The sequence below is a fragment of the Nesterenkonia sp. YGD6 genome (assembly GCF_022565895.1).
Taxonomy (GTDB): Bacteria; Actinomycetota; Actinomycetes; order Actinomycetales; family Micrococcaceae; genus Nesterenkonia.
This window is the reverse complement of record NZ_JAJOYY010000006.1, coordinates 103,262-127,837: the sequence shown is the minus strand read 5'-3', so window position 1 is coordinate 127,837 and position 24,576 is coordinate 103,262. Positions and strand designations below refer to the sequence as shown.

The 24,576-nt window shown below is 67.0% G+C and carries 24 protein-coding genes; 14 read left to right on the top strand and 10 right to left on the bottom strand.

Annotation, left to right across the window (positions count from 1 at the left end):
• The first annotated feature begins 30 nt into the window (after positions 1 to 30).
• A complete protein-coding gene (locus LTI14_RS11140; RefSeq protein WP_241476550.1) occupies positions 31 to 1,032 on the top strand; it encodes a hypothetical protein in 1,002 nt (333 codons plus the stop codon).
• A gap of 17 nt (positions 1,033 to 1,049) precedes the next feature.
• Here LTI14_RS11140 and LTI14_RS11135 read toward each other — a convergent pair whose 3' ends face one another.
• The 4 genes from LTI14_RS11135 to LTI14_RS11120 all read right to left on the bottom strand — a co-directional run bounded on the left by LTI14_RS11135 (position 1,050) and on the right by LTI14_RS11120 (position 4,881).
• Positions 1,050 to 2,159, bottom strand: coding sequence for a YihY/virulence factor BrkB family protein (locus tag LTI14_RS11135; protein WP_241465179.1), 1,110 nt, complete (start codon positions 2,157 to 2,159; stop codon positions 1,050 to 1,052).
• Between the two features lie 18 nt (positions 2,160 to 2,177).
• The gene (trpS, locus tag LTI14_RS11130) at positions 2,178 to 3,185 is read right to left on the bottom strand and encodes a tryptophan--tRNA ligase (protein ID WP_342357755.1); all 1,008 of its coding nucleotides are present in this window, start codon (positions 3,183 to 3,185) and stop codon (positions 2,178 to 2,180) included.
• Between the two features lie 137 nt (positions 3,186 to 3,322).
• Positions 3,323 to 4,084, bottom strand: coding sequence for an exodeoxyribonuclease III (locus tag LTI14_RS11125; RefSeq protein ID WP_241476601.1), 762 nt, complete (start codon positions 4,082 to 4,084; stop codon positions 3,323 to 3,325).
• Between the two features lie 161 nt (positions 4,085 to 4,245).
• On the bottom strand, positions 4,246 to 4,881 hold the full coding sequence (locus tag LTI14_RS11120) for a hypothetical protein (protein WP_241465180.1): 636 nt from the start codon (positions 4,879 to 4,881) through the stop codon (positions 4,246 to 4,248).
• A 166-nt stretch (positions 4,882 to 5,047) separates the two neighbouring features.
• On the opposite strand from LTI14_RS11120, the gene LTI14_RS11115 reads away from it, so the two are divergent.
• The gene (locus LTI14_RS11115) at positions 5,048 to 5,389 is read left to right on the top strand and encodes a hypothetical protein (protein ID WP_241465181.1); all 342 of its coding nucleotides are present in this window, start codon (positions 5,048 to 5,050) and stop codon (positions 5,387 to 5,389) included.
• On the opposite strand, the gene LTI14_RS11110 is transcribed toward LTI14_RS11115, so the two are convergent.
• The 4 genes from LTI14_RS11110 to LTI14_RS11095 form a co-directional block, all read right to left on the bottom strand.
• Positions 5,373 to 6,890, bottom strand: coding sequence for an MFS transporter (locus LTI14_RS11110; RefSeq protein WP_241476549.1), 1,518 nt, complete (start codon positions 6,888 to 6,890; stop codon positions 5,373 to 5,375). The two genes, LTI14_RS11115 and LTI14_RS11110, sit on opposite strands and share 17 nt — an antisense overlap.
• A gap of 122 nt (positions 6,891 to 7,012) precedes the next feature.
• Positions 7,013 to 7,648 (bottom strand): DUF4064 domain-containing protein, encoded by a 636-nt coding sequence (locus tag LTI14_RS11105; RefSeq protein WP_241465183.1) that lies wholly within the window; start codon positions 7,646 to 7,648, stop codon positions 7,013 to 7,015.
• Positions 7,649 to 7,706: 58 nt separating this feature from the next.
• On the bottom strand, positions 7,707 to 9,002 hold the full coding sequence (locus LTI14_RS11100) for an ABC transporter permease (protein WP_241465184.1): 1,296 nt from the start codon (positions 9,000 to 9,002) through the stop codon (positions 7,707 to 7,709).
• Positions 8,999 to 9,706 carry an ABC transporter ATP-binding protein gene (locus tag LTI14_RS11095; protein ID WP_241465185.1) on the bottom strand — a complete coding sequence of 236 codons (708 nt, stop codon included), beginning with the start codon at positions 9,704 to 9,706 and terminating at the stop codon, positions 8,999 to 9,001. The genes LTI14_RS11100 and LTI14_RS11095 overlap by 4 nt, the downstream gene beginning before the upstream one ends.
• A gap of 208 nt (positions 9,707 to 9,914) precedes the next feature.
• On the opposite strand from LTI14_RS11095, the gene LTI14_RS11090 reads away from it, so the two are divergent.
• The 5 genes from LTI14_RS11090 (at position 9,915) to LTI14_RS11070 (ending at position 15,693) form a co-directional block, all read left to right on the top strand.
• Entirely contained in the window at positions 9,915 to 10,922 is a 1,008-nt protein-coding gene (locus LTI14_RS11090) for an ABC transporter ATP-binding protein (protein ID WP_241476548.1), read from the top strand.
• Positions 10,912 to 12,732: an ABC transporter permease gene (locus tag LTI14_RS11085; RefSeq protein ID WP_241476546.1), complete on the top strand. Its 1,821-nt coding sequence runs from the start codon at positions 10,912 to 10,914 to the stop codon at positions 12,730 to 12,732. Before LTI14_RS11090 ends, LTI14_RS11085 begins: the two co-directional genes overlap by 11 nt.
• A 169-nt stretch (positions 12,733 to 12,901) precedes the next feature.
• On the top strand, positions 12,902 to 13,951 hold the full coding sequence (locus LTI14_RS11080) for an ABC transporter permease (RefSeq protein ID WP_241465188.1): 1,050 nt from the start codon (positions 12,902 to 12,904) through the stop codon (positions 13,949 to 13,951).
• The gene (locus LTI14_RS11075; protein ID WP_241465189.1) at positions 13,948 to 14,721 is read left to right on the top strand and encodes an ABC transporter permease; all 774 of its coding nucleotides are present in this window, start codon (positions 13,948 to 13,950) and stop codon (positions 14,719 to 14,721) included. The genes LTI14_RS11080 and LTI14_RS11075 overlap by 4 nt, the downstream gene beginning before the upstream one ends.
• Before the next feature lie 174 nt (positions 14,722 to 14,895).
• A complete protein-coding gene (locus LTI14_RS11070; RefSeq protein WP_241465563.1) occupies positions 14,896 to 15,693 on the top strand; it encodes an ABC transporter ATP-binding protein in 798 nt (265 codons plus the stop codon).
• A gap of 28 nt (positions 15,694 to 15,721) precedes the next feature.
• On the opposite strand, the gene LTI14_RS11065 is transcribed toward LTI14_RS11070, so the two are convergent.
• Positions 15,722 to 16,222 (bottom strand): MarR family winged helix-turn-helix transcriptional regulator, encoded by a 501-nt coding sequence (locus LTI14_RS11065; protein ID WP_241476545.1) that lies wholly within the window; start codon positions 16,220 to 16,222, stop codon positions 15,722 to 15,724.
• Positions 16,223 to 16,354: 132 nt separating this feature from the next.
• On the opposite strand from LTI14_RS11065, the gene LTI14_RS11060 reads away from it, so the two are divergent.
• The 7 genes from LTI14_RS11060 to LTI14_RS11030 all read left to right on the top strand — a co-directional run bounded on the left by LTI14_RS11060 (position 16,355) and on the right by LTI14_RS11030 (position 23,903).
• Positions 16,355 to 17,278: an SDR family NAD(P)-dependent oxidoreductase gene (locus tag LTI14_RS11060; protein WP_241465191.1), complete on the top strand. Its 924-nt coding sequence runs from the start codon at positions 16,355 to 16,357 to the stop codon at positions 17,276 to 17,278.
• A gap of 91 nt (positions 17,279 to 17,369) precedes the next feature.
• The gene (locus LTI14_RS11055; protein ID WP_241476544.1) at positions 17,370 to 18,344 is read left to right on the top strand and encodes an amidohydrolase family protein; all 975 of its coding nucleotides are present in this window, start codon (positions 17,370 to 17,372) and stop codon (positions 18,342 to 18,344) included.
• Entirely contained in the window at positions 18,337 to 19,533 is a 1,197-nt protein-coding gene (locus LTI14_RS11050) for an acyl-CoA dehydrogenase family protein (protein WP_241476543.1), read from the top strand. The genes LTI14_RS11055 and LTI14_RS11050 overlap by 8 nt, the downstream gene beginning before the upstream one ends.
• A 114-nt stretch (positions 19,534 to 19,647) precedes the next feature.
• Positions 19,648 to 20,121, top strand: a complete 474-nt coding sequence (locus LTI14_RS11045) for a MaoC family dehydratase (RefSeq protein ID WP_241465194.1) — start codon at positions 19,648 to 19,650, stop codon at positions 20,119 to 20,121.
• 97 nt (positions 20,122 to 20,218) lie between these two features.
• Positions 20,219 to 21,223 (top strand): ABC transporter substrate-binding protein, encoded by a 1,005-nt coding sequence (locus LTI14_RS11040; protein ID WP_241476542.1) that lies wholly within the window; start codon positions 20,219 to 20,221, stop codon positions 21,221 to 21,223.
• Positions 21,224 to 21,345: 122 nt separating this feature from the next.
• The gene (locus LTI14_RS11035; protein WP_241465196.1) at positions 21,346 to 22,350 is read left to right on the top strand and encodes an ABC transporter substrate-binding protein; all 1,005 of its coding nucleotides are present in this window, start codon (positions 21,346 to 21,348) and stop codon (positions 22,348 to 22,350) included.
• On the top strand, positions 22,347 to 23,903 hold the full coding sequence (locus LTI14_RS11030) for an acyl-CoA synthetase (protein WP_241465197.1): 1,557 nt from the start codon (positions 22,347 to 22,349) through the stop codon (positions 23,901 to 23,903). Before LTI14_RS11035 ends, LTI14_RS11030 begins: the two co-directional genes overlap by 4 nt.
• Before the next feature lie 20 nt (positions 23,904 to 23,923).
• Here the strand turns inward: LTI14_RS11030 and LTI14_RS11025 are convergent, their stop codons facing one another.
• A complete protein-coding gene (locus LTI14_RS11025; protein ID WP_241465198.1) occupies positions 23,924 to 24,559 on the bottom strand; it encodes a PadR family transcriptional regulator in 636 nt (211 codons plus the stop codon).
• Between the last annotated feature and the right edge of the window lie 17 nt (positions 24,560 to 24,576).

Below are 24,576 nucleotides of genomic sequence, written 5' to 3'. Positions count from 1 at the left end.
TCCCCCTCCCGGAACCGGTTAGGTGAGCTCATGGACAGATACGACGAGGCCGCCCGACATCTGATCGATGTCGGAGTGGGCCGGACGAACTTCACGAACATCGTCGTGGCCGCGGAGGCCCTGGACCGTGGCATCACCGTGCGCAGGGCCACCAGCAGCAGCCGGATGGTGCTGGAGCACCAGGGGCGCATGCGCACCTGGGCCGGCGGAAGCACGAACCACAACGATGACCTGCTCAAGAAGATCGCCTCCTACAAGGACGTGGCCAGCCGTCTCTTCCGCGACCTCAAGATCAGCGCCCCGGAGAACGCGGTCTTCGGCGTCTCGGAGTCTGCGCGCGCCTGGGCCTGGGCGTCGCCCTTCACCAGGAGCGTGATCAAGCCGCACAACGGTCGGCAGGGCCAGAACGTCCACGCCGGCATCGCGACCGAGGACGAGTTTCACACGGCCTTCCACCGGGTCGCCGCAGTGAGCAGCCAGATCCTGGTGGAGGAGTTCTACACCGGAGTGGAGCACCGCTGCCTGGTGGTCGAGGGCAGCCTGGTGGCGGCGACCCAGCGCCGGCCCGCAAGCGTCCTCGGCGACGGGCGCACCAGCATCAGCGACCTGGTCAGGGCGAAGAACCGCGACCGCGGCCCGATCCACAAGGACCTGGTCATCGACTCCGTCGCGCGCGAGTACCTGGACCGCCACGGCTACCGGCCCGACACGGTCCCGAGGGCGGCGGAGCGCGTCTACCTGAGAAGCACCTCTAACCTGCATACGGGAGGAGACGCGGTCGACGCCACGGACGAGATTCGCGACGAGGAGCGTGAACTCGTGGAGCGCGCGGCGCGGGCTCTGCGCGGGCTCCGCATCGTCGGATTCGACGTGCTGCTGCCCCGCGGTGACGGCGACGTCCACGCAGCCTCGGTGCTCGAGATCAACGCCAGCCCGATGGTCTCGATGCACCACTTCCCCTGGTCAGGTGAGCCCCGGGACGCGGCTCGCCACGTGGTCGATTCGCTCTTCCCGCGCACCGTCCGGCGCTGAAGCGCCCCTGCGCCGCCTCAGCGGGCGGCCGCGACGGGTCCGAGACGGCGGCTGCGGGCATCGGTGGCCAGCGCCGCCCAGGACGCGCAGAGCAGGTAGATCAGACTGAGCAGGAAGAAGTAGATGAAGAAGCCCAGCACGGTGGCGAAGGATGACACGATCAGGTTTCCGCCTTCGACCCCGCTGAGCAGGAACGTGGAGAGCTGGCGCAGCATCGAGGAGCCGACGGCGGCGAGCAGCGCCGCCCGCCAGAGCACCGAGACCGGCATCACCACTCGTGAGGCCACGCGGAAGATCAGGATCGCGACCAGCACGTCGAGGATCAGCGGCACGGCCAGTGTGATCACGGTGCCGACCAGTCCTTGAAGCACGTTCAGGTTCCAGCCCAGCACCCGCTCGCTGAACTCCAGCACCGATTCTGAGATCAGGCTGGTGGCTGTGGCGGCCAACAGCATGGTGCCCAGCAGCAGCATCACCCCGAGGTCCCGAGACTTGACCACCAGCACGTTCTCATCCATGAGCGGACGGTCGAAGATGCTTCGGATCCCGGAACGCAGCCCGTTGATCCAGCTCAGCGAGGCCACCATCGCCACCAGCAGCGAGACCACCAGGGTGAGGCCGAAGCCTCCGGTGTCGAAGAGCTGTTCCTGCGTGGCAAGCCCGTCTTCGCCGATCAGCCCGGGCAACGCATCATTGGTCAGATCCACGATCGTGTTCTGCAGCTCCTTGTTCCCGCCGATGACGAGGCCCGCCACGGAGAACCCGGCCACCAGCGCGGCCGAGACGGAGAAGAACATCATGTACGCCGCACCGGCGGCCATCACCGTTCCGTAGTGGAACAGGAAGAGGTTCAGGATCCGCATCCCGCGGGTGGTGTCGAGTCGGGTGAGCCCCCAGAACACGGTCGGCCCGAACATGGATGCGCGGCCGCGACCCTCCCTGCGGGCGTGGCCCCGGGCGCGTCGGGCCTTGACCTCGCGACGCCGCAGAGCCTCGAGGTCCAGCGGGTTGACCATCCCCGAGACCTCCTCGCGATCATTCATCGCCTTCGCGGCGGCTCGCGCGTGTCCGGCGATCAGACCGTGCCCGCCGGTCCGTGGTCGCAGCCTGGAGGGGTCCTCGTTCACCGCAGGCTCACTGTCGGCTCACTGCGGGCTCGCCGGGAGGAAGCCGACCTTGTCGTACACCTCGGCGAGGGTCTCCCCCGCCACGGCCCGCGCCTTCGCGGCGCCGGTGGCCAGCAGCGCGTCGAGCTGCGCCGGATCTTCGAGCAGCTCCTCGGTGCGGTCACGGATCGGGCCGAGCGTCGCCACGACCACCTCGGCCAGCTCTACCTTCAGATGGCCGTACATCCGGCCCTGATACTCCTCGACGATCTCAAGCACCGGGCGGTCGGTGAGCGCGGAATAGATGCTCAACAGATTCGAGACCCCCGGCTTCTCGGCCTGGTCGAAACGGATCTCGGTGCCGTCGTCGGTCACTGCTGACTTGATCTTCTTCGCGATCTGCTTGTCGGTGTCCATGAGGTTCAGCAGCCCGGCGGGCGAGGCGGCGGACTTGGACATCTTCGCAGTGGGATTCTGCAGGTCATAGATCCGCGCCCCGGCGTCCGGGATCAGCGGCTCCGGCACCCGGAAGGTCTCCCCATAGCGGTGGTTGAAGCGCTGGGCCAGGTTCCGCGAGAGCTCCACATGCTGCTTCTGGTCCTGCCCGACCGGCACCCCGTGGGGCTGGTAGAGCAGGATGTCTGCCGCCTGCAGCATCGGGTAGGTGAAGAGCCCGACGCCGGCCGCGTCGGCACCCTCTCTGGCCGACTTGTCCTTGAACTGGGTCATCCGCGCGGCCTCCCCCATTCCGGTCAGGCAGGTCATGATCCAGCCCAGCTGGGCGTGTTCGGGAACATGGGACTGCACGAAGACCGTGGAGCGCTCGACGTCGAGGCCCCCGGCGATGTACTGGGCCGCGGTCCGGCGCACCCGGGTGCGCAGCTCGGCCGGGTCCTGGTGCACGGTGATCGCGTGCATGTCCGGGATGAAGAAGAAGGCGTCGTAGCGCTCCTGCATCTTCACCCAGTTGACCAGCGCTCCCAGATAGTTTCCCAGGTGCAGGGAGTCAGCCGAGGGCTGCATCCCGGAGAGTACGCGCTCAGTCACAGCAGTTCCTTCGTGTCGTCGGGAAGAGTGTCGTGCCGCAGAGTGTCGGGTCACGAGTCAGGCTAGCGGCTTGTCCGCCGCAATGCGGGAAGCGGGCTCACCGTGGCCGGAAGAGCCCTGGATCGGGAAGCCCGGCGTCAGGGCAGCTTGTAGTCCACCACCAGCGGGGCATGGTCGGACCAGCGCAGCGAGTAGTCCTGCGCCCGGTCGACCTGCAGGTTGCCGGCCAGCTCGGCGAGGCCCGGGGTGGCCATGTGGTAATCGATCCGCCATCCGGTGTCGTTGTCGAAGGCCTTCCCGCGGTAGGACCACCAGGTGTAGGGCCCCTCGACCTCGCCGGCCAGGGAACGGGCGACGTCGCAGAAGCCGAGCTCACCGAAATAGGCATCGAAGTAGGCGCGCTCCTCGGGCAGGAAGCCGGAGTTCTTCACGTTTCCCTTCCAGTTCCTGATGTCCAGCTCACGGTGGCCCACGTTGAGGTCTCCCATCACCAGCAGGTGATCGGTGCGCTGGGCCAGCTTCGGCAGGTACTCGGTCATGTACTGCAGGAACCGCATCTTGTGCTCCTGCTTGGTGGTGCCCACCTCGCCGGAGTGCACGTAGACGCTGACCACGGTCAGCGTGGAGCCGTCGCCGAGCTCATAGTCGGCTTCGATCCAGCGGCCGTCGTCCTCGGGATGTCCCTCGCCGATGCCGTTGCGGGTGGCGATCGGTGCGTTGCGCGAGATGATCGCGACGCCGGCCCGACCCTTGTCGGCGGCCTCATATTCGTGGACGTGCCAGGTCTCCCCCAGGGGCTCGGTCATGTCGGTGACGAGTTTGCTGAGGATCTCCTCGTCGGCCCGGACCTCTTGGAGCGCGAGGATGTCGATCTCGCGCTCTGCCAGCCATTCACCCATGCCCTTGCGGTGCGCCGCGCGGATCCCGTTGACGTTGACCGAGGCGATCCGGGTCTGCTGGTCGGGCTTGGGATCGACGATGCGGTGCGGGTGCTCACCGAAGTCTGGTGCTTCTGCGGAAGTCGCTGCGCCGTTGGAAGTCTCGGTCACGTCGGGTCCTTTCAGTTGACGATCTCGCCGGTGATGGGCCGGTCGTCGTCGTTGTTGCGGTTCTTCGCGCGGCGTGCGTCGCCTTCGCGATGCTGACTGGACCCGCCGCGGTGATCCTGCCCGGTGTCGCCTGCGCCGCGGCCGACGTGTTCGGAGAGCATGTCTCGGCCGTTGCCGGCGGTCATCTCGATGGTGTCCAGCGCCCGGTCCACCATCGCCAGGTCAGCCTCGCCACCCTTGGCGAGCTCCTGGGTGATGACCCGCTTCTGCACCTGGACGATCTTGAAGGAGTGATCGAGCTTCAGGTTCCGCGCGTGGGTGTCCTCGTCGACCACGGCGGTGCCGCCGAGCGTGTCGGCACGGCGGGAGGCCGCGTCGGCGCGCGCCGAGTCCAGCGTCTGGCCGAACTTCTTGGCTCCGGTGCGCACCGAGATCACCAGCACGGTGGCCAGAAGCAGCCAGCCTCCGGCGATGACGGCGATGATCCAGCCGATCACGTCGTTCTGGTTCGCGGCGAAGACCAGCGCCACCAGCAGCACGGTGATCATCACCGCGAAGCTGATGCCGGAGGTGCGCCGGCCGAAGTTTTTGAGGGTTTCTTGCGCGCCAGATGCGCCGCCTGTGGGCAGTGACTGCTGAGAACTCATGCGCCTGATTATCCCTGCGATCACGGCGTCATGGCGAATCGCCCTCGTCCTGGCCCAGGTTTCCTGCCGCAGACCGGGTGAAACCTGATCATCCGAGCGTCGCTCACGTCTGAAATGATGGTCAGGAACGTCGCCCAGAGCTGTCCCAACGATCCAGGAGGACCTGATGGCCGCACAACCCGAGACTTCCCGCCCCGCGGATGCACCCGAGCGCACCACATACATGCGCCGCTACGCGCTGGACCCGGCGCTGGCGCAGGAGTTCGTCAGCTTCCTGACCAAGAAGGTCATTCCGGCGCGGGAGGAGCGCGGGTTCACGGTGGAGTCGATCTGGCTCTCCGACGGCATGGACGAGCTGACCTGGTTCGTCAGCCGCTTCGGTGATCGTGAGGAGTTCGCGCAGGCGGAGCAGGCCTGGGAGGACTCCCCCGAGCGCGCCGAGATCTTCGCGGGCGCCCCGGCCTATGTGACCGGCAAGGATCTGCGCCCGGTCACCCGCCTGCGCTGACCGGGTTCTCCAGTGCCTGCCGGGCCCGCCGGGCGGCGAAGAGCGCAGCCGCCACCGAGGTCAGCATCAGTCCGGCGATCACCAGGGAGCTGGTGACGATTGCTGACTGGTGGCCCTGCTCGGCGCTGACCGAGAAGTAGACGCCGGTGACCACCGCGATGCCGATCGCGGTGGACACCCGCTGCGCCGTCTGCGCCACGCCCCCGGCGGCTCCCGCCATGGACTCTGGAACCTCCCGCATCGAGAGCGTCTGTGCACTGGGGATGATCAGCGCCTGGGAGAGCCCGACGACCGCCAGCGCTGCCCCGATCAGCCACAGCGACCCGTAGGGGGTCACCATCAGTGCGGCGGCGCCCGCCAGTGAGAGCATCGCGACGACGCCGGAGATGGTCCCGCTGACCAGCATGCGGGGGCCCTTGCGGTCCACCGCCTGGCCCACCCGCGAGGAGAGCAGCATGACCATCACGGCGCTGGGCAGCGTGACCAGCCCGGCGATCAGCGCACCCTCCCCGCGGCCCTGCTGCACGTAGACCGCGACCACCGCCCAGGTGGCCGGCATCCCCGCGAAGTACAGGCCCAGCACCAGCGAGTTCAGCGTGTAGCTGGGCAGGGTGAACAGCGACAGATTGACCATCGGGGCTGCTGCGTCGCGGCGGCCGAGCCTGCGCTCCCAGAGCGCCCACAGCACCAGCACGCCGAGGCCGGCCACGGCCAGAAGCCCGCCGAGCAGGCTGCGGAACGCGATGAAGGGCAGCATCAGCAGCAGCACCGCGATGCTGAGCAGCACCACTCCGAGCGGGTCCAGCCGTGCGATGCCTCGGGCGGCCGACACGGGGCTGGCGGCCCCCGGCGCGGCGGGCCCAGGTCGCTCGGCAGGATCGGGGAGATCAGCGGGGCTGAGCGCCTCGGCGTCGTCCAGGGTCTTCGGGAGCCAGCGCACGATGGCGATCAGCGCGATGACGGTGACCGGGACGTTGATCAGGAAGGTCATCCGCCAGCCGAGGTCTGACCCGGTGGTGTCGATGATCAGTCCGCCCAGCGCGGGCCCCGCAGCTACTGCGACCCCGATGATGGTGCCCATCATCCCGTAGGCCCGCCCGCGCGCGGGTCCGGTGAAGAGACGTTGGATCATCCCGATGATCTGCGGGGTCAGGATGCCCGCTGCGAACCCCATGAAGACCCGGGCAAGGTTGAGCACCAGCGGGTTCATCGCCAGCGCGGCGCCCAGGGAGGCGGCCCCGAAGAGCACCACGCCGAACATGAAGAGGCCGCGTCGGCCCCAGATGTCTCCCGCGCGGCCTGCAGGGACCAGCGCCATGCCGAAGGCCAGCGCGTAGCCGGAGAGCACCCACTGCAGATCCGCCGAGGTGGCGCTGAGGCTCTCCTCGATGGCGGGCAGGGCGACGTTGACGATGCTGATGCTCAGCAGCGCCGCGAAGAGCGGCAGGAACATCGCCGTCATCATGCGGCGCGAGCTGCCCGTGGCAGAGGTCTGATTCACCCGTTCACCCTATCGCCGCAACACTCTCGCGACTCGCCCTCGAGGTGTCCCGTGACATGCCCGCTGACGCAGAGCGGGGGCGCCCCCGTGAAGGAGCGCCCCCGCAGAGCGAGAAGTGATGACTACCGGCGGAACTGTGCCAGGTAGGTCTTGACCTCGGTGCTGAAGGCCAGCACCAGCCAGTAGACGGCGACGCCCACGTGGACCAGCACGAGCACCAGGGTCAGCAGGTCGGCGCCGATGACGCCGAACAGGGTGAACAGGATGCCGAGGATCGCGAAGACGATGCCGGTGATCCGTGCCCAGTTCTTGTTCTTCCGGAGTCCGAAGAACACCAGCAGGTACAGCCCGACGCCGATGATCAGTGTGACCCAGACGAGGGCCGTGGTGAGGCCCAGCATCATCTCGGCCAAGTCCGCGGCTTCCTGCCCGGTCGCCCCCTGCTGCTCGGCGGTGTTCATCAGTTCCTGCCGGAGCAGGTCGTCGCTCATGAACAGCCCCGGCAGCGCGCTCAGCACATAGATCGCGAGCGAGACCAGGGTCAGGGTCTTGAGCAGGCTGTACTTCCGGGGCTCCGCGATCGGCCCGCCGTAGGCGCCGGGCGCATAGGGGTCGGTGCCGTACTTCGAGGTGGGCTCACCACCAGGGAAGCCGCCGGGCTGGTTGCCGCCGTAGCCGCCGGGCTGGCTGCCCGGCTGGCTGCCCGGCTCATTGCCGGGGAAGCCGGCGGGCTGGTCTCCGTAGGGAGGGTTGCTCATATCTGCTCCTTGTTCACAGTTTGTGTTCACGACTCACCTTAGGCCCAGCGGGCCGTCGTCACTCGTACCGAAGCGCCTCGATCGGGTCCTTCTTCGCCGCCCTCGCGGCGGGAAGCGTGCCTGCCAGGAAGGCGATGAAGACGATCAGCGCGATGATCCCGGCGATGGCCAGCGGATCCACCGCGAAGAGCGTCAGTCCGGCCACTGCTCCCAGCGGGCCGCCGTCACCGGTGAGCCAGGCGTTGCCGAGAATCCCGGCCCCGAGTCCGAGCACCACGCCGATGATCGAACCCAGGATGCCGATGACCACGGCCTCCATGGAGAAGAGCCCGAAGACCTTTCCGCTGGACATGCCCATCGCCTTCATCAGACCGATCTCGCGGGTGCGTTCCTGCACCGACATCAGCAGCGTGTTCACGATGCCGAAGCTTGCCGCGAGCAGCGCGATCAGGCCGAATCCGGAGAGCACCCAGGAGACGGCGTCGATCACGCCCTGGACGGCGCCGATCTGGTCCTCCACGGTCAGTCCGAGGAGGTCCTGCTCGGTGAGCGCGTCCTTGATGCCCTGCTCATTGGCCTCGAGGTCGTCCACGTCGACCACCGCCATCGTGTAGGCGTTCTGGGCCTGGCCCTCGTAGCCCTCCATGGAGAGGTCGTTGAGCTCCTGGTTCAGCTCCCGTGAGGGCATGGGGGTGGCTCCGATCCCGGAGAGCGCCTCCTCGGAGACTCCGACGATCTCCGCCTCCACCGCGGTCTGCTCACCGGTCACATTGCTGATGCCGATCTGCACTGTCTCGCCAAGGACCTGTTCGGCGTCCTCGGTGTCGAAGATGGTGAGCCACTCGGCCGGGATGCTGAGCTCCATCCCGTCCTCACCGGGCGCCTCGCCGGCTTCAAGCTCGAGTCCCAGCGCATTCGCCGGCACGTCGAGCTCCATGGCGTACTGCGCACCGTCGGGCGTCTCGAGGTAGTCAGGTGAGACGAAGACCATCGGGTCGACGGCTGAGACGTTGTCGATCTCCTCGATCGACTCGATGTCAGAGTCGGTGAGCACACCACCGCCGGAACCCGGTCCGAACATGCCGCCGGAACTTGCTGCGGCCTCCGGGTCGTATTCGGCCGGACCATCGGTCGGCGCGGCGTCAGAGGCGCCGGTGCTCATGACGAACATCTGCGAAGAGCCGCCGAAGCCGGCGACCACCGTGTCCACGTACTTGTTGACTCCCGCGCCCAGCCCCGAGGTCAGGGTCAGGGTGAAGGAGCCGATGACGATGGCGACCACCGTCAGGGCGGTGCGCAGCTTCGAGCGGAAGGTGTTGCCCAGCGCGGTGCGTGCGACGTCGACTGACCTCATGCGTGCACCCCCGTGGCGCCGTGCTCTTCGGCGACGATCTCGCCGTCCTGCATCATGAGCCGGCGCTGGCACTTCGCGGCCAGGTCCTCATCGTGGGTGACGACCACCAGGGTGATGCCGTGATCACGGTGCAGCCCGAAGAGGATGTCTTCGACGATCTCCGAGGTGACGGTGTCCAGGTTGCCGGTTGGCTCATCGGCGAAGAGCACCGCGGGCCTGTTGACCAGGGCGCGGGCGATGCAGGCCCGCTGCTTCTGGCCGCCGGAGAGGTTGGTCGCCTTGTTCTTGGCCTTGTCGGCCATGTCCAGCTGCTCCAGCACCTCCATGCCGCGACGGTTGCGCTCAGACTTGCCCATCCCGGCGATCTTCAGCGGCAGGGTGATGTTCTCCAGCACCGTCTGGTTGGGGTTGAGGAAGAACTGCTGGAACACGAACCCGAAGGACTCGTTGCGCAGCTGGGAGACCTTCTTGGGCTTCAGCGCGGTCACCGGCTCACCGCCCAGCGCGACGACTCCGGAGGTGGGCTCATCGAGAAGCGCCAGCAGATGCATGAGAGTGGACTTGCCGGAACCTGACTTGCCCACGATGGCAACAGATTCGCCCTCGTGGATCTCGAAGGTCAGGCCCTTGAGCGCGTCGAAACGGGTTGCGCCCTTGCCGTAGACCTTGACGAGGTTCTCGGTCTCGAGAACTGGGGTGGACATTGATGGCCTTTCATCGTGCTCAGAGGTGCTGGGCAGACCTGCCGCGAAGAGGACCTGCCGCGAGAAGTTGGAACTACCTGTTCATTCTCGCGGATGACACTGCCCGAGACATCGGCCCAAAGGATGAACCTCTCCGGGGCACAGACTCTGCGACAATGCGCCGATCGCGCTCTCACCAGGGATCTTCACCACGAGTACACTGCCTTTCATGCCCGTCGAACATGCGATCCGCGCCACAGGTCTGACCAAACGTTACGGCGATTTCACCGCCGTGGACGGCATCGATTTCACGGTGAATCGGGGGGAGTCCTTCGGCCTGCTCGGACCCAACGGCGCAGGCAAGTCCACCACCATGCGGATGATCGCCGCCGTGGCCTCGCGCAGCGCCGGTACGATGTCCGTGGCCGGGCTGGATCCGGAGAAGAACGGACCTGAGGTCCGGGCACGACTGGGGGTGATCCCGCAGCAGGACAACCTGGACGAGGAGCTCAGCGTCCGGGAGAACATCATCATGTATGGCCGTTACTTCGGGCTGCCGCGCCGCTGGCTCAGCGCCAAGACCGAAGAGCTGCTCGAGTTCGCCCAGCTCACCCATAAGGCGACCTCCCGGGTGGAGGACCTCTCCGGCGGCATGAAGCGCCGGTTGACCATCGCTCGCGCGCTGGTGAACGAGCCGGAGATCCTGCTGCTCGATGAGCCCACCACCGGACTGGACCCGCAGGCGCGGCACATCCTCTGGGACCGGCTCTTCCGGCTGCGCGAATCCGGGACCACGCTGGTGCTCACCACCCACCATATGGATGAGGCCGAACAGCTCTGCGAGCGCCTGATCGTGGTGGATGAGGGACGGATCATGGCGGAGGGCTCCCCCGCTGGGCTGATCCGTGACCATTCGACCCGTGAGGTGCTCGAGCTGCGCTTCGGCATGGACCGCAACCAGGAGCAGGCCCAGCAGCTCACCACGCTGCTCGCCTCCCCCGGTCCTGCGTCTTCGAACGACCCGGTGTCTTCGAATGGATCCGCGACCGCGGGTCGCGACGTCGGCTTCAGCCATGTGGAGGTGCTGCCCGACCGGCTGCTCGTCTACGCCGGCTCGGCCGAATCTGCGCTGGAGCAGATCCACGCCGCAGGTCTGCGTCCGATGACGTCTCTGGTGCGCCGCTCCTCCCTGGAGGATGTCTTCCTGCGACTGACCGGGAGGACCCTTGTCGACTGATCCCCTGACCGCGGACCCCGCGCTGAAGGGCCCAGCCAGCCCCGCCGCGGACAAGCAGGCGATGGCCGGCAGAGCCCGCCGCTTCGGCGCGCTGCACCAGGCCGAGCGCACGCTGCGCAGCATGCGGGCCTATGGCACCGTGATCATCTTCTCCTCGGTGAGCCAGCCGATCATGTACATCCTGGCCATGGGCCTGGGCCTCGGCGTGCTGGTGGGCGAGGGCGGCGACTTCGCCCAGTACGGCGCGAGCAGCTACCTGATGTACATCGCCCCGGCGATCCTCGCCTCCACCGTGGCCATGGCCGCAGGCATCGAGTTCACCTTCCCGGTGATGGAAGGGTTCAAATGGCGGCGCCTCTACTACGGCGCCCAGGCCTCCCCGTTGAGCCCGGGCCAGATCGCCTCGGGCCACATCCTGGCAGTCAGCGTGCGCTTCGGCATCCACGCGGCGGTCTTCACGGTGGTGCTCTACCTCTTCGGCGCCATCAGCTCCCCGCTGGGAGTGCTGATGATCGTCAGCGCGATGCTGGGCGGGCTGGCGATCGGGCTGCCGATCATGGCGTACGTGTCCACGCTGCGCGATGAGAAGGGGCAGATGTCGCTGATCCAGCGGTTCGTCATCATGCCGCTCTTCCTGTTCTCCGGCACCTTCTATCCGCTGACGAACCTTCCGGGCTTCCTGCAGGTCCTCGGCTGGTTCTCCCCCATCTGGCACGCCAATGAACTGGGCCGGGTGCTCGCCTTCGGCCAGCCCACGCCGGCCTGGCTGATCGTGGTCCATGTGCTCTACCTGCTGGGCATCACCGTGACAGCCTGGCTGGTGACGGTGCGGATCTTCACCCGCCGGCTAGGCCTGGAAGAGTGGCGGGGCCGGACCCCCGGTGCCAAGGCCGACGCCAGGCGCCAGGACCGGCTCGCTGTGAAGGACGCGTCCGACGTCGCACGCTCGGCTGCCGCTGAGACCGCTCCTGCGTCACGCGGCGAGCTGCCGCGGATCTCGTTTCGCCGCGGGTTCGGCGCGAACTACTACTCCGGCAACATCCGCGCGGTGTTCGGCCGCGGCCTGACCGCGATCCGGAACAACCGCGGGGTCATCTTCCTCTCCGGCCTGCTCGAGCCGGTGCTGTTCCTGACCTCCTTCGGCCTGGGGATCTCCCCGATGATCGCCGGGGTCGACGCCGAGCAGGTGGGACTCAGCGGCGGCGGGACGATCAGCTATGCCGCGTTCATCGCCCCGGCGCTGCTTGCGGTCTCGGCGATGAACGGCGCGATCTTCGACTCCACCTGGAACGTGTTCTTCAAGCTCAAGATCACCAAGCTCTACCGCACCATGATGTCCACCTCGCTGGGCCCGGTGGATGTGGCAGTGGGCGAGATCTGCCTGGCCCTCTTCCGCGGCGGGCTCTACGCGCTGGGCTTCCTCGGCGTGCTGCTGGTCGGCGGACTGGTGGACCCGCTGGCCGCGGTGCTGATGTGGTTCACCGCGCTCTTCGTCGCCCTGGGCTTCGCCTCGGTCGGGATGGCGGTGACCTCGTTCATGACCCGGTTCCAGCAGATGGACTGGATGATGATGGTGCTGATGCCGATGTTCCTCTTCTCGGCCACGCTGTTTCCGATCAGCGTCTACCCCGTCGGGGTCCAGGCGTTCATCCAGGCGCTGCCGCTGTGGCACGCGGTGGAGCTGATGCGCGACATCGCCTTCTGGGACTTCAGCGGCCTGACCCTGGTGCACATCGGCTACTACCTCGTGATGATCGTCGCCGGGCTGGCGCTGACCACGTACCGGATGAAGAAGCTCTTCCTCCGCTGACTCCCTGACCCAAAGCCCGGTGGGTGGCAGGCAGCGTCCTTGAGAATCTCAATCATTGTTTTCTTGAACTATTGACGTAGGAGGCCTATCCTGACTGTGATGTGTTCTGCATCACAGTGCGAGTGATCTCATTGTGGTGATCCGAGCAACCTTGCACAAGGAGTCATAGATGACTGATGAGAGCTCGCGCCCGGGGCCGGACCCTCGCGGCAAAGCCCCAAGAACCCGCGAGGAGGAGGTCCACCGGCTGCACCGCTGGGAATCCTCCGCCGCCGCGGACCGCCGAGGCGGTGACCTCCGCCGACACACCGACGTGTCCAGCTCGGCTGCCCTGGACATCGCCACCCGTCCGGACCCTGCCGCGCCGCTGACCTCGATCGCGCAGAGCGGCGCCACCGGTCGCGCCACGACCTCGGGACCAGGACGGGCCCGCCGACGACCGCGGCGCGGCTGGGACACCAAGCTTCTCGGCGCCGCCGGGGTCGTGGGCCTGTTGCTGACCTGGGAGATCGTTCCACGCATCGGACTGGTCAACGAACGGTTCATGCCCCCGGCCTCAGAGGCCATCGGCGGACTGATCACGAACTTCGGACTGGCCGACTTCTGGGTCGCGGTGTTCGACACCATGCACGCCTGGGCCCTGGGCATGATCATCGCGGTGGTGCTGGCCACGGTGCTGGGCTTCATCATCGGCTCCTCGACCTTCCTGCGCCGCTTCACGAACTCCACGATCGAGTTCCTGCGCCCGGTCCCCTCGGTGGCGCTGATCCCCCTGGCGGTCCTGCTCTTCGGCGTGGGCATCGAGTCCTCGCTGATGCTCATCGTCTACGCCTGCTTCTGGCAGGTGCTCATCCAGGTGCTCTACGGGGTGGCAGACGTCGACTCGGTCGCGATGAACACCGCACGGTCCTACGGACTGGGACCGATGGCGCGGATGCGCTACGTCACCTTCCCGACCGCGCTGCCCTACATCATGACCGGTGTGCGCCTGGCCGCCGCTGTGGCCCTGATCCTCGCGGTCACCGCCCAGCTGATCATCGGCACCCCCGGCCTGGGGGCCGAGATCAGCAGGGCCCAGTCCGGAGGCAACTACGTCTCCATGTACGCCCTCGTGCTGGCAACCGGCCTGCTCGGGGTCCTGATCAACCTGGTCATGCGGATGATCGAGCGCAAGGTCCTCTCCTGGCACTCCTCGGTCCGCACGGAGGTGGCGGCATGACTTATATCCGGAGTTTCCTCAACATCGTGGCCCTGCCGCTGATCCTGCTGTTCATCTGGTTCCTGGCCACACTCGGGGAGGCGAGCTTCTTCGTCCCCACCCCGCAGCTGCTGGTCGAGACCTTCATCAACACCTGGACCGCGGAACGCTTCGCCGGCGACGTCTTCCCCTCGCTGGGACGGCTCATGGTGGGCATCGCGCTCTCCATCGTCATCGGCATCGTGGGCGGCCTGCTGATCGGCTCGTTCCGCTGGCTCCGTGCACTGCTCGAACCCACCCTGGAGTTCTTCCGCGCGATCCCGCCCACCGTGCTGATCCCGGTGCTGATGCTGCTGGTCGGCATCGGCGACGAGATGAAGGTCTCGGTGATCGTGCTCGGCGCCGTCTGGCCGATCCTGCTCAACACCATCGAAGGTGTGCGTTCGATGGACGAGGTGCTCGCCGACACCAGCCGCACCTACGGGATGAACAAGGTCAACACCGTCCGGTATCTGATCCTGCCCTCGGCCATGCCGCAGATCATGGCCGGCATCCGCCAGTCGCTCTCGATCGCGCTGATCCTGATGGTGATCTCGGAGATGTTCGCCTCCACCGAAGGGCTGGGCTTCACCATCGTGCAGTTCCAGCGCTCCTTCGCCATCCCAGAGATGTGGTCCGGGATCGTCCTGCTGGGACTCATCGGCGTGGTGCTCTCGTTCATCTTCCAGCTCGCCGAGCGCTGGATCCTGGGCTGGTACCACGGGCTGCGCGAGATCGAGCAGTCAGCCTGAGCCGGCCGCACCCCGGCCACCACACCACTTCACACGCGTGACTTCCAGAGAAGGGACCCGGAGATGACCTCCGCACACTCACAGCCCACAAACCCCGTGATCAGCCAGTCCAGCATCCAGGACACACCGGACGGCAGGATCCCCGTCGGGCGGACCATGCCCGATGAACAGCCGATGCTCTCGGTGCAGAATCTGAAGAAGGTCTATCACACCGACGGCGGAGACATCGAAGCGGTCAGGAACCTGACCTTCGACCTTCCCAAGGGTCAGCTGGCCTGCCTGGTGGGACCTTCCGGATCGGGCAAGACCACGCTGCTCAAGTGCATCTCAGGGCTCATGGCGCCCAGCGCCGGCGAGGTCACCCTGCACGGGCAGAAGGTCACCGGGCCGCCGAAGTCGATGGCCGTGGTCTTCCAGGAGTACGGCCGCTCACTGTTCCCCTGGCTGCGGGTGGCAGAGAACGTCGAGCTTCCGCTGAAGAACCAGGGGATGGACAAGTCCGCCCGCAAGGATGCGGTGGAACAGGCGCTGGAGGCCGTGGGCCTGGCCCACGTGCCGAAGTCATACCCCTGGCAGCTCTCCGGCGGCATGCAGCAGCGTGTGGCGATCGCCCGCGCCGTGGCGTACCAGCCGGAGGTCCTGCTGATGGATGAGCCCTTTGCCGCCGTGGACGCGCAGACCCGCGCCGATCTCGAGGACCTGGTCCGCGGCATCTGGAAGAAGCTGGGCGTCTCGGTGCTCTTCGTGACCCACGACATCGATGAGTCCGTCTACCTGGGCGAGCGGGTCATCATCCTGTCCTCCTCACCGACGATCATCCAGGAGGACGTGCTGGTGGACCTTCCGGCGGACCGCGATCAGCTTGAGACCCGATCCTCGCAGCGCTTCGCCGAGCTGCGTCACCACGTCTACGAGCAGATCCAGCTGGCGAAGAAGGGCTTCCGACCCGAGGACGCCGTGGCGATGAAGTAGGCCCGCAGCGGGTGTGGAGCTGCGCGCCTCAGAAGACGATCTTGGCGAGCAGCACGCGCAGCTGATCCCGCTCCGCGGGACCCAGCGCCTGCAGGGTCTGCTCCTCGGCCTCGCGGGTGCGCTGCGCCGCCTGGGCGTAGAGCTCGTGGCCGGCTTCGGTGGCGACCAGGATCTTGGAGCGACGGTCCCGCGGATCGGGCTCCCGCCGGATCGCGCCGCGGTCTTCGAGGATGTCGACGAGGGCGACGACCTGGCTGGGGTCGAGGTCCAGGAATCCGCCCAGCTCGCGCTGCGAGGGGTTGGTCCCGGAGCACGCCATGGCCAGCACGGAGAAATGGCGCACCTTGAGGTCCAGGTCGGCCAGCAGCTGATTGGCCAGGGCATTGCCCCGGCCTCGGGCACGCGCGGTGAGGAAGGCGACTTCACGTGCCAGGGCGGAGTCCTGGAAGCGCTCCTCGCTTTCCTCACTTCTCGCCTGCTTCGCGGGAGACGGTGCGCTCGCCGCGGCGGCGGGGGTCGAGGGGGGCATGGATTCTCCTAGCAGCGGTTCCCGAGTGCGGGATTGAACGGATGAGAAGACAAATCATTGACTTTCTCAATATTATCAAGTGAGATGTATCACAGTAAGCATAGGCCGCGTGGCCCTACAGAAGGAGAGACTATGTCGTTGCAAGGCAAGGTTGCCATCGTGACAGGCTCCGGAGCGGGCTTGGGACTGGCGTATGCCCAGGAGCTCGCCGCCCAGGGCGCCGCCGTCGTCATCAACGACGTGGATCAGGCCCACGCTGATGCCGCCGTGGCGGCCATCGAAGCCGCCGGCGGCCGAGCAGTCGCCGTGGTGGCCCCGGTGGGGTCCACCGAGACCGCAGAGCAGCTCGTCGAGACCGCCGTGACCAGCTTCGGAGGTCTCGACATCCTGGTCACCAACGCGGGGATCCTGCGCGACAAGTCGCTGCTGAAGATGTCCGACGACGACTTCGACGCCGTGATCAACGTCCACCTCAAGGGCACCTTCACCTGTGTCCGGGCCGCGTTCAAGCACTTCAAGACCGAAGGCGTGGCCGGGCGGATCGTCTGCATCGGCTCCCCCACCGGTCAGCGCGGAAACTTCGGGCAGACCAACTACGCCGCCGCCAAGGCTGGCATCGTGGGCATGGTGCGGACCTGGGCGCTGGAGTTCAAGCGCGCCGGAGTCAGCGTCAACGCCGTGATCCCGGTGGCCGCCACCGCGATGACCAAGACCGTGCCCTACTTCCAGAAGGCCGTGGAGGCCGACGAGCAGGGGCAGCCCATGCCCGACTTCTTCCGCAAGGGGCTCGGCTTCGGCACCGCGCAGGACGCCGCCGGCGTCGTCGCCTTCCTCTCCTCCGACGCCGTGGAAGGCATCACCGGACAGGTCATCGGCGCGGGCGGAGACCGGCTGCAGGTCTGGAGCCACCCCGAGCCGGTGGTCGAAGAGTTCCACGACGGCGGCTGGGACTACGCGACGCTGCAGACCCAGGGCCGCGACATCCTCGGCGCCCACCTGCAGTCGGTGGGCGAGTCCATGCCGGAGCTTCCCGCCGAGCTGCAGCCCACCGCCTAGGCCGCGCCGACCCACCGGTCAGCGCCGCCTAGGCCGCACAGAACACATGCCCAGGACAGCCCGGACAGCCCGAGCAGGAGAGGATCCCCCGATGCGATACCGATCTGCCATCGACGTACATGCCATCGAGGCAGTGGACACCCACGTCCACCTGGAGCTGGACTCGCACGGACACCGCGCGCTGCCCGAGCTGTTCTTCGACGCCTCGGCGAAGTACTTCAAGACCACCGAGCGCACACCCTCGATCGATCGCATCGCGGAGGTGTACCGGGCGCACCGGATGGCGGCGGTGGTCTTCACCGTGGATGCCCGGACCCAGATGCAGCACGCGCCGAACTCCATCGATGATCTGGTGGCGGGGTGCCTGCGCAACAACGACGTGCTGCTGCCCTTCGGCTCGGTGGATCCTCGCACCGGACCCGCGGCCCTCGTGGAGGCTCGGCGGCAGGCCGAGGAGCTGGGCGTCCGCGGCTTCAAGTTCCACCCCACCGTGCAGGGCTTCGACCCCTCGGATCAGCAGTTCTACCCGCTGTGGGAGACCCTGCAGGAGATCGGCCTGCCGCTGATCTTCCACACCGGACAGAACGGCATGGGGGCCGGCACCCCCGGCGGAGCAGGGTTGAAGCTGAAGTACTCCAATCCGCTGCTCCTCGACGACGTCGCCGCAGACTTCCCCGGGCTGCCGATCATCATGGCGCACCCCTCGGTGCCCTGGCAGGACGAGGCGATCTCCATCGCCACGCACAAGTCCAACGTCTACATCGACCTCTCCGGGTGGTCCCCGAAGTACTTCCCTGACAATCTGGTCCGCAGCGCGAACAACATCCTCTCGGCCAAGCTGCTCTTCGGCACCGACTATCCGCTGATCACCCCGAAGAAGTGGTTGGACGCCTTCGCGGATCTGCCGATCAAGGACGAGGTCCGGCCCAGGATCCTCAAGCACAACGCGGTCGCGCTGCTCGGACTCGAGGCGCCTTCAACGGTCCCCGGTGCCACGACCACAGACCCCACGACCACAGACCCCACGACATCCGACGCCGTGACACCCGGAGCCCACGATGCGTGAACCAGCCACCGGCACGGTCATCCCCTCGGACCTCTACGGCTTCGCGGAGCGGCTCACCACGGCCGAGCGCAGCGTGATCACCGGACTGCGCGAGGTGCTCGCCGCACAGGTCCACCCCCACCTCAATGCCGCCTGGGATGAGGCGCGCTTCCCGGAGGAGATCATCGCCCCGCTGCGCAGTCTGAACCTGATGGACCCGCCTGCCCTGCGCGAGACCGGAGAACCGATCCGCGACATCTTCCTCGGCTTCCGGAACTTCGAACTCACCCGCTGCGACATCAACGTGGCCACCTACTACAACGCCCAGGCCAGCCTGTTCCGCACGGTCTGCACCGTGGGCGGCTCCGTCGAGCAGGCGCGTGAGCTCGACGCGAAGATCGTCTCCCATGAACTCACCGGAGTCTTCGGACTGACCGAACCCGAGCACGGCTCCGACGTCGCCGGAGGCCTCGCCACCGCAGCAACCCAGGATCCGCAGACCGGGGACTGGATCATCGACGGCGCCAAACGCTGGATCGGCGGCGCCACCGCGGCCGACGTCGTGGCGACCTTCGCTCGCGACACCGCGGACGGTCAGGTGAAGTGCTTCCTGGTTCCGACTTCGGCCCCGGGTGTCTCCATGGAGGTCATTCCGCGCAAAGCCTCGCTGCGGATCATGCAGAACGCCGACATCACCTACCGGCAGGTGCGCGTCCCGGAGAGCGCCCGACTGCAGCAGATCAACAGCTTCTCCGACGTCGCAGGCTGCCTGCGCCGGATGCGTTCCGATGTGGCCTGGATGGCCACCGGAGCCATGGCCGGCGCCTACGAGGCCGCCCTGGCCTACGTCCGGCACCGGGAGCAGTTCGGCCGCCCCATCGCCGGATTCCAACTGGTCCAGGAGAAGCTCGCGATGATGCTGGGCAACCTCACCGCCTCGCTGGGCATGGTCGTCCAGCTCACCGAGCAGCAGGCCGCCGGGATCTACCGGGATGAGAACTCCGCGCTGGCGAAGATGTACACCTCGCTGCGGCTGCGCGAGACCGTGGCGCTGGCCCGCGAGGTCTGCGGCGGCAACGGAATCACGCTGGACACCGACGTGGCCCGGTTCCACGCCGACGCCGAGGCGATCTACTCCTACGAAGGCACCCACGAGATCAATGCGCTCATCGTCGGACGGGCCGTCACCGGGGTGGGAGCCTTCACCTAGCCCTTCTCACCCATGACTCTTCGCCCGGGCAGACGCCTATCAAAAAACAGATGTGACGCAGACCACACCCGACGACCCGTGCACTCAGAATCACCCGCCACCTCAAGGAGCAGCATGACCGACACCGACACCGCCCGCACCGTCGTCTCGTTCGAGGACGCACGCACGATGGCCGGCACCGACCTGGGCGAGACCGCCTGGCGCGAGATCACCCAGGAGATGATCAACACCTTCGCCGATGCCACCGATGATCACCAGTGGATCCACGTGGACCCCGAGCGGGCCAAGGACGGACCCTTCGGAGCGCCCATCGCGCACGGCTTCCTGACCCTGTCCCTGATCATTCCGTTCTGGGGCGAGCTCTTCGACGTCACGGATGTCAGCACGAAGCTCAACTACGGCCTGGACAAGGTCCGCTTCACGGCACCGGTGAAGGTCGGATCCAAGGTACGGATGCGCGGCACCATCAGCGCCGTCGAAGAGGTCAAGGGCGGAGGCCTCCACCTGGTCGTGGACGCGACCTTCGAGGTCGAGGGACAGGAGCGACCCGCCGTCGTGGCCACCTTCCTGGCCCGCTTCTACCCCTGACCCGAGCCGAGCAGCTGCTGTTGAACCCACTCCTCCACCGTCACGCCACACCCACCGAGGGCCGCCGTTCTGCGACCCCGCACCTCAAGGAGCAGTCATGAAGAAGAACATCGCATCCATCACCGGACTCGCCGCGGTCAGCATCCTGGCACTGAGCGCCTGCGGCTCGGGGTCCCCGGCCGGGGATGAAGAAGACGGCAATGGCGCCGACACCGCGAGCGAGAACGGCGAGCTGACCGAGATCACCGTCGGCGTGCTCCCCATCGCCCCCTCGGTCGGGATCTACTACGGCATCGAGAACGGCATCTTCGAGGAGCACGGGCTCGACGTCGAGCTCTCCACCTCCAACGCCGGCGCCGCCATGCTCCCCGCCGTGAACACCCAGCAGCTCGAGTTCGGCATCGGCAACCCCAACTCGGTGCTCAACGCCAACGACCGCGGCCTGGACATGCGGATCGTCACCGGGTACTCCAACTCGCTGGCCGAGGGCGACGACATCGCCGGCGTGGTCTCCACCGTGGAGAGCGGCATCGATGACTGGACCGGGCTCGAGGGCAACACCGTCTCGGTCAATGCGCTGCAGACCCAGGGCGATCTGACCATCATGGAGGCCGTGGAGCAGGCCGGCGGCGACCCCGAAGCCGTCGAATTCTCCGAGATGCCCTTCCCCGACATGCAGGCCCAGCTGGAGCAGGGCAACACCGACGCCATCTGGGTGCCCGAGCCCTTCCTGAGCAACGCGCTGGCCGATGAGGCGAACCAGCTGGTCGGATACTCCTTCCAGGACGCCATCGCCGGAATGCCCACCATGGTGAGCTTCAGCTCCGGAGAGTACGTCGACGAGAACCCGGAGGTGGCCCAGGCCTTCAGCGACGCGATGAACGAGTCGCTGCAGGCGGCCGAGGAGGACGAGGAAGGCGTGCGCGCACTCCTTCCCGAGTTCATCGACCTGCCCGAAGAGGCAGCCGAGAACCTCCGCATGGAGGAGCTCGACGGCGAGATCCGCACCGAGCAGATCGAGGAGGCCGGGGCGCTGATGGTGAAGTTCGACTTCATCAGCGACGAGCCGGACACCTCCACGCTGTACTTCGAAGGCGAGTGAGCCCCACGCAGCCGACTGCGCCGGTGGGCGGGAGCGGAGCACCCCTTCCGCCCACCACCGCTGACTCACACCCTGACTCTTGACATCCCTGACTTCATTCCTATACACATCGGAGAACCACCATGAAACACCTGTCTCGCGGGACCTTCGCCCTCTGCGCCGTCCTTGCCCTCTCAGCCTGCGGAAGCGGCTCCCCCTCCGGCGACGCCGATGGCGAACCGGCCGACGATGACGCCCAAGCCGAGGGCGGCGAGCTCACCGAGGTCGAGGTCGGCCTGATTCCGATCGTCGACGTCGCCTCGATCTACCTCGGGGACCGGGAGGGGATCTTTGAAGAACACGGGCTTGACCTGACGCTGACTCTGGCCCAGGGCGGCGCCGCCATCATCCCCGCCGTGTCCACAGGAGACTTCGACTTCGGCTTCTCCAACGTGACCTCCCTGCTCGTCGCGGCCGACAGCGGGCTGCCGCTGCAGACCGTGGCCGCAGGTCCGCAGACCACGGGCGACTCCGAGAATGACTTCTCAGCGATCCTGGTCAAACCGGACTCCGGCATCGAAACCGTCGCGGACCTCGAAGGCCAGCGTGTGGCCGTCAACACGCTCAACAACATCTCCGACTCGATGATCTCCGAAGGCGTGCTCGAAGCCGGTGGCGAGCCGTCGAACGTCGACTTCGTGGAGGTCGCCTTCCCCGACATGCTCGCCCAGCTCGAAGCGGACAATGTCGACGCCATCTTCGCGGTGGACCCCTTCGCGAGCATCGCCGACAACGAGGGTTACGACCGGGTCTTCGCGCCCTTCGCCGATGTGGTCGACGAGCTGGGTGTGGGCACCTACTTCGCCTCGCAGCAGCTGGTCGACGAGGACCCGGAACTGGTGGAGAGCTTCCACGCCGCGGTCCAGGAGTCTCAGGCCTACGCCGAGGAGAACCCCGAGGCGGTGCGCGAGGTGCTGCTCGAGTACACGACCATCGATGAGTCTCTGCTGAGCGAGATCACGATCCCCGCATTCCCTGAGGAGGTCAATATGGACTCGCTCCAGCAGGTCGCGGAGATCTCTGAACGCCACGGACTCATCGGTGAGGTCCCGAACGTCGAGGACCTGGTCTGGGAGGGCGCTCGATGAAGAATCACGGACTGGGCGACTGGATCCACCGACGACGGGTGCGATCCTGCGGCCAGACCGCGCTGATCAGCGCCGGTGGAGAACAGACCTATGACCAGCTGGCACAGCGCATCGACAAGCTCGCCAACGCCCTGACCGACCGCGGGATCAGCTCCGGTGACCGAGTGGCGTATCTGGGCGAGAACTCCGCGGCGTTTCTCGAGACGCTCTTCGCCGCGGGAAGTCTCGGCGCGGTGTTCGTCCCGCTGAACACCCGGCTGGCACCGCCCGAGGTCCAGTTCGCGCTGCAGGACTCGGGGGCCCGGCTGCTGGTCACCTCACATCCGCTGACACCGGTCGCCGCGCCGGCCTGCCGGGACACCGCCGTGGAGCAGGTGCTGATCGTGGTCGAGGGAGCGGCTCCACCCGAGGAGCCTGCAGCATTTCCGGTGCCCACGGAGACGTTCGAAGCGGTGCTGGCCTCAGGAGCCGAGCAGCGGCCGGACGTCGCGGTGGAGCTGGAGGATCTCGCGGTGATCCTCTACACCTCCGGCACCACCGGGAGCCCCAAGGGCGCCATGCTCAGCCACGGGAACCTGACCTGGAACGCCATCAACGTGCTCACCGACTTCGACCTCTCCAGCAAGGACGTCGCGCTGATGATCGCGCCGCTGTTCCACGTCGCCGCCCTGGGACAGGGCGCGCTGCCGGTGCTGCTCAAGGGCGGGAGCATCCTCCTGGAGCAGCGTTTCGAGCCGGGGCGGGTGCTGTCGCTGATCGAGGAACACCGGGTCACCAACATCTCCGGGGTGCCCACCACGTTCCAGCTGATCTGTGAGCATCCACAGTGGGAGAGCACCGACATCTCCTCGCTGCGCAACCTCACCTGCGGCGGCTCCGCGGTGCCGATGCGGGTCCTCGACGCCTATGAGAGCCGCGGGCTCGCGTTCACCATGGGATACGGGATGACGGAGACCTCACCGGGCGCCACGACCCTGCCTCCGGCCTATTCACGGACGAAGCAGGGCTCCGGGGGGCTCCCGCACTTCCACACCGACGTCAGAGTGGTGGACCCGGCGGACCGGCCCTGCCCGATGGGCGAGGTGGGCGAGATCCAGGTGCACGGACCCAACGTGATCGCCGAATACTGGAACCGGCCCGAGGCCACCGCCGGCTCCTTCGTGCACGAAGAAGATGGCCTCTGGCTCAAGACCGGGGATATGGGCTACTTCGATGAGGACGGCTTCCTGTTCATCTCCGACCGGCTCAAGGACATGATCATCTCCGGCGGGGAGAACATCTACCCGGCGCAGGTGGAGCAGCAGATCGCAGCGTTGGAGGCCGTCGCCGCCGTGGCTGTCATCGGGGTAGAGGATGCCCGCTGGGGCGAGGTCCCGCGCGCGGTCATCGTGGTGCGCGATGGCCACGCGCTGACCGAGGAGCAGGTGCTGCACCACCTCCACGGCAAGCTCGCCCGGTACAAGATCCCGAAGTCGGTGGTCTTCGTGGAATCGATGCCGCGCACCGCCTCGGGCAAGATCCGCAAACCCGACCTGCGCCGACAATATGCCTAGGCGCTGAACATCGGAGCCGTTCAGCCCTGGAGGTCGGGGGCGGCGTCGACGTCGGGGGTCGGCGCGGCGTCGTCGTGCTGCTCGAGCTGCTCGAGCAGCTCCAGGCCGCTGTGCGCCCAGTCCACCTCGGCCTGGGCCAGCCGAATCAGTCCGTCGTAGGCGAACGCCTTGAAGGCGACGATGCGCTCATGCTGCTCGGCGGGATAGCGCTCCAGCCGGGCGGCGATCATCGGGTGCTCGTGGGATTCGATCGCCTGGATCTGGCTGCTCCACTGCGCGATCTGCTCGTTGTAGTGCGCGGCGTGCTTCTGCAGGTGCATCCGCACATTCTCAGGATCGGTCCATTCAAAATACGCGGCCTGCATATGGGCCACATCGCGCCAGGGCGCGTACTTCAACGGAGTGGCCATCCACTCACGGAACGCCGCTTCCCCGGCCGCAGTGATGTAGTACCTGGTCTTGGTGCTGTTCGGGCCCCAGCGCTCCTCACGGCCCTCCACCAGCACCTCCGTCTCCATCCGCCGGAGCTCGGGATAGATCTGCGAATCCGGGGCGTGCCAGACGTGCCCCACCGAACCCTCGAAGCGCTTGGCGGTCTCATAACCGGTCAGCGGGGCCGCGGTGAGGATCGCCAGGATGGCGTAGCGCAGGCTCAAGGCGTTGGAACCTCTCG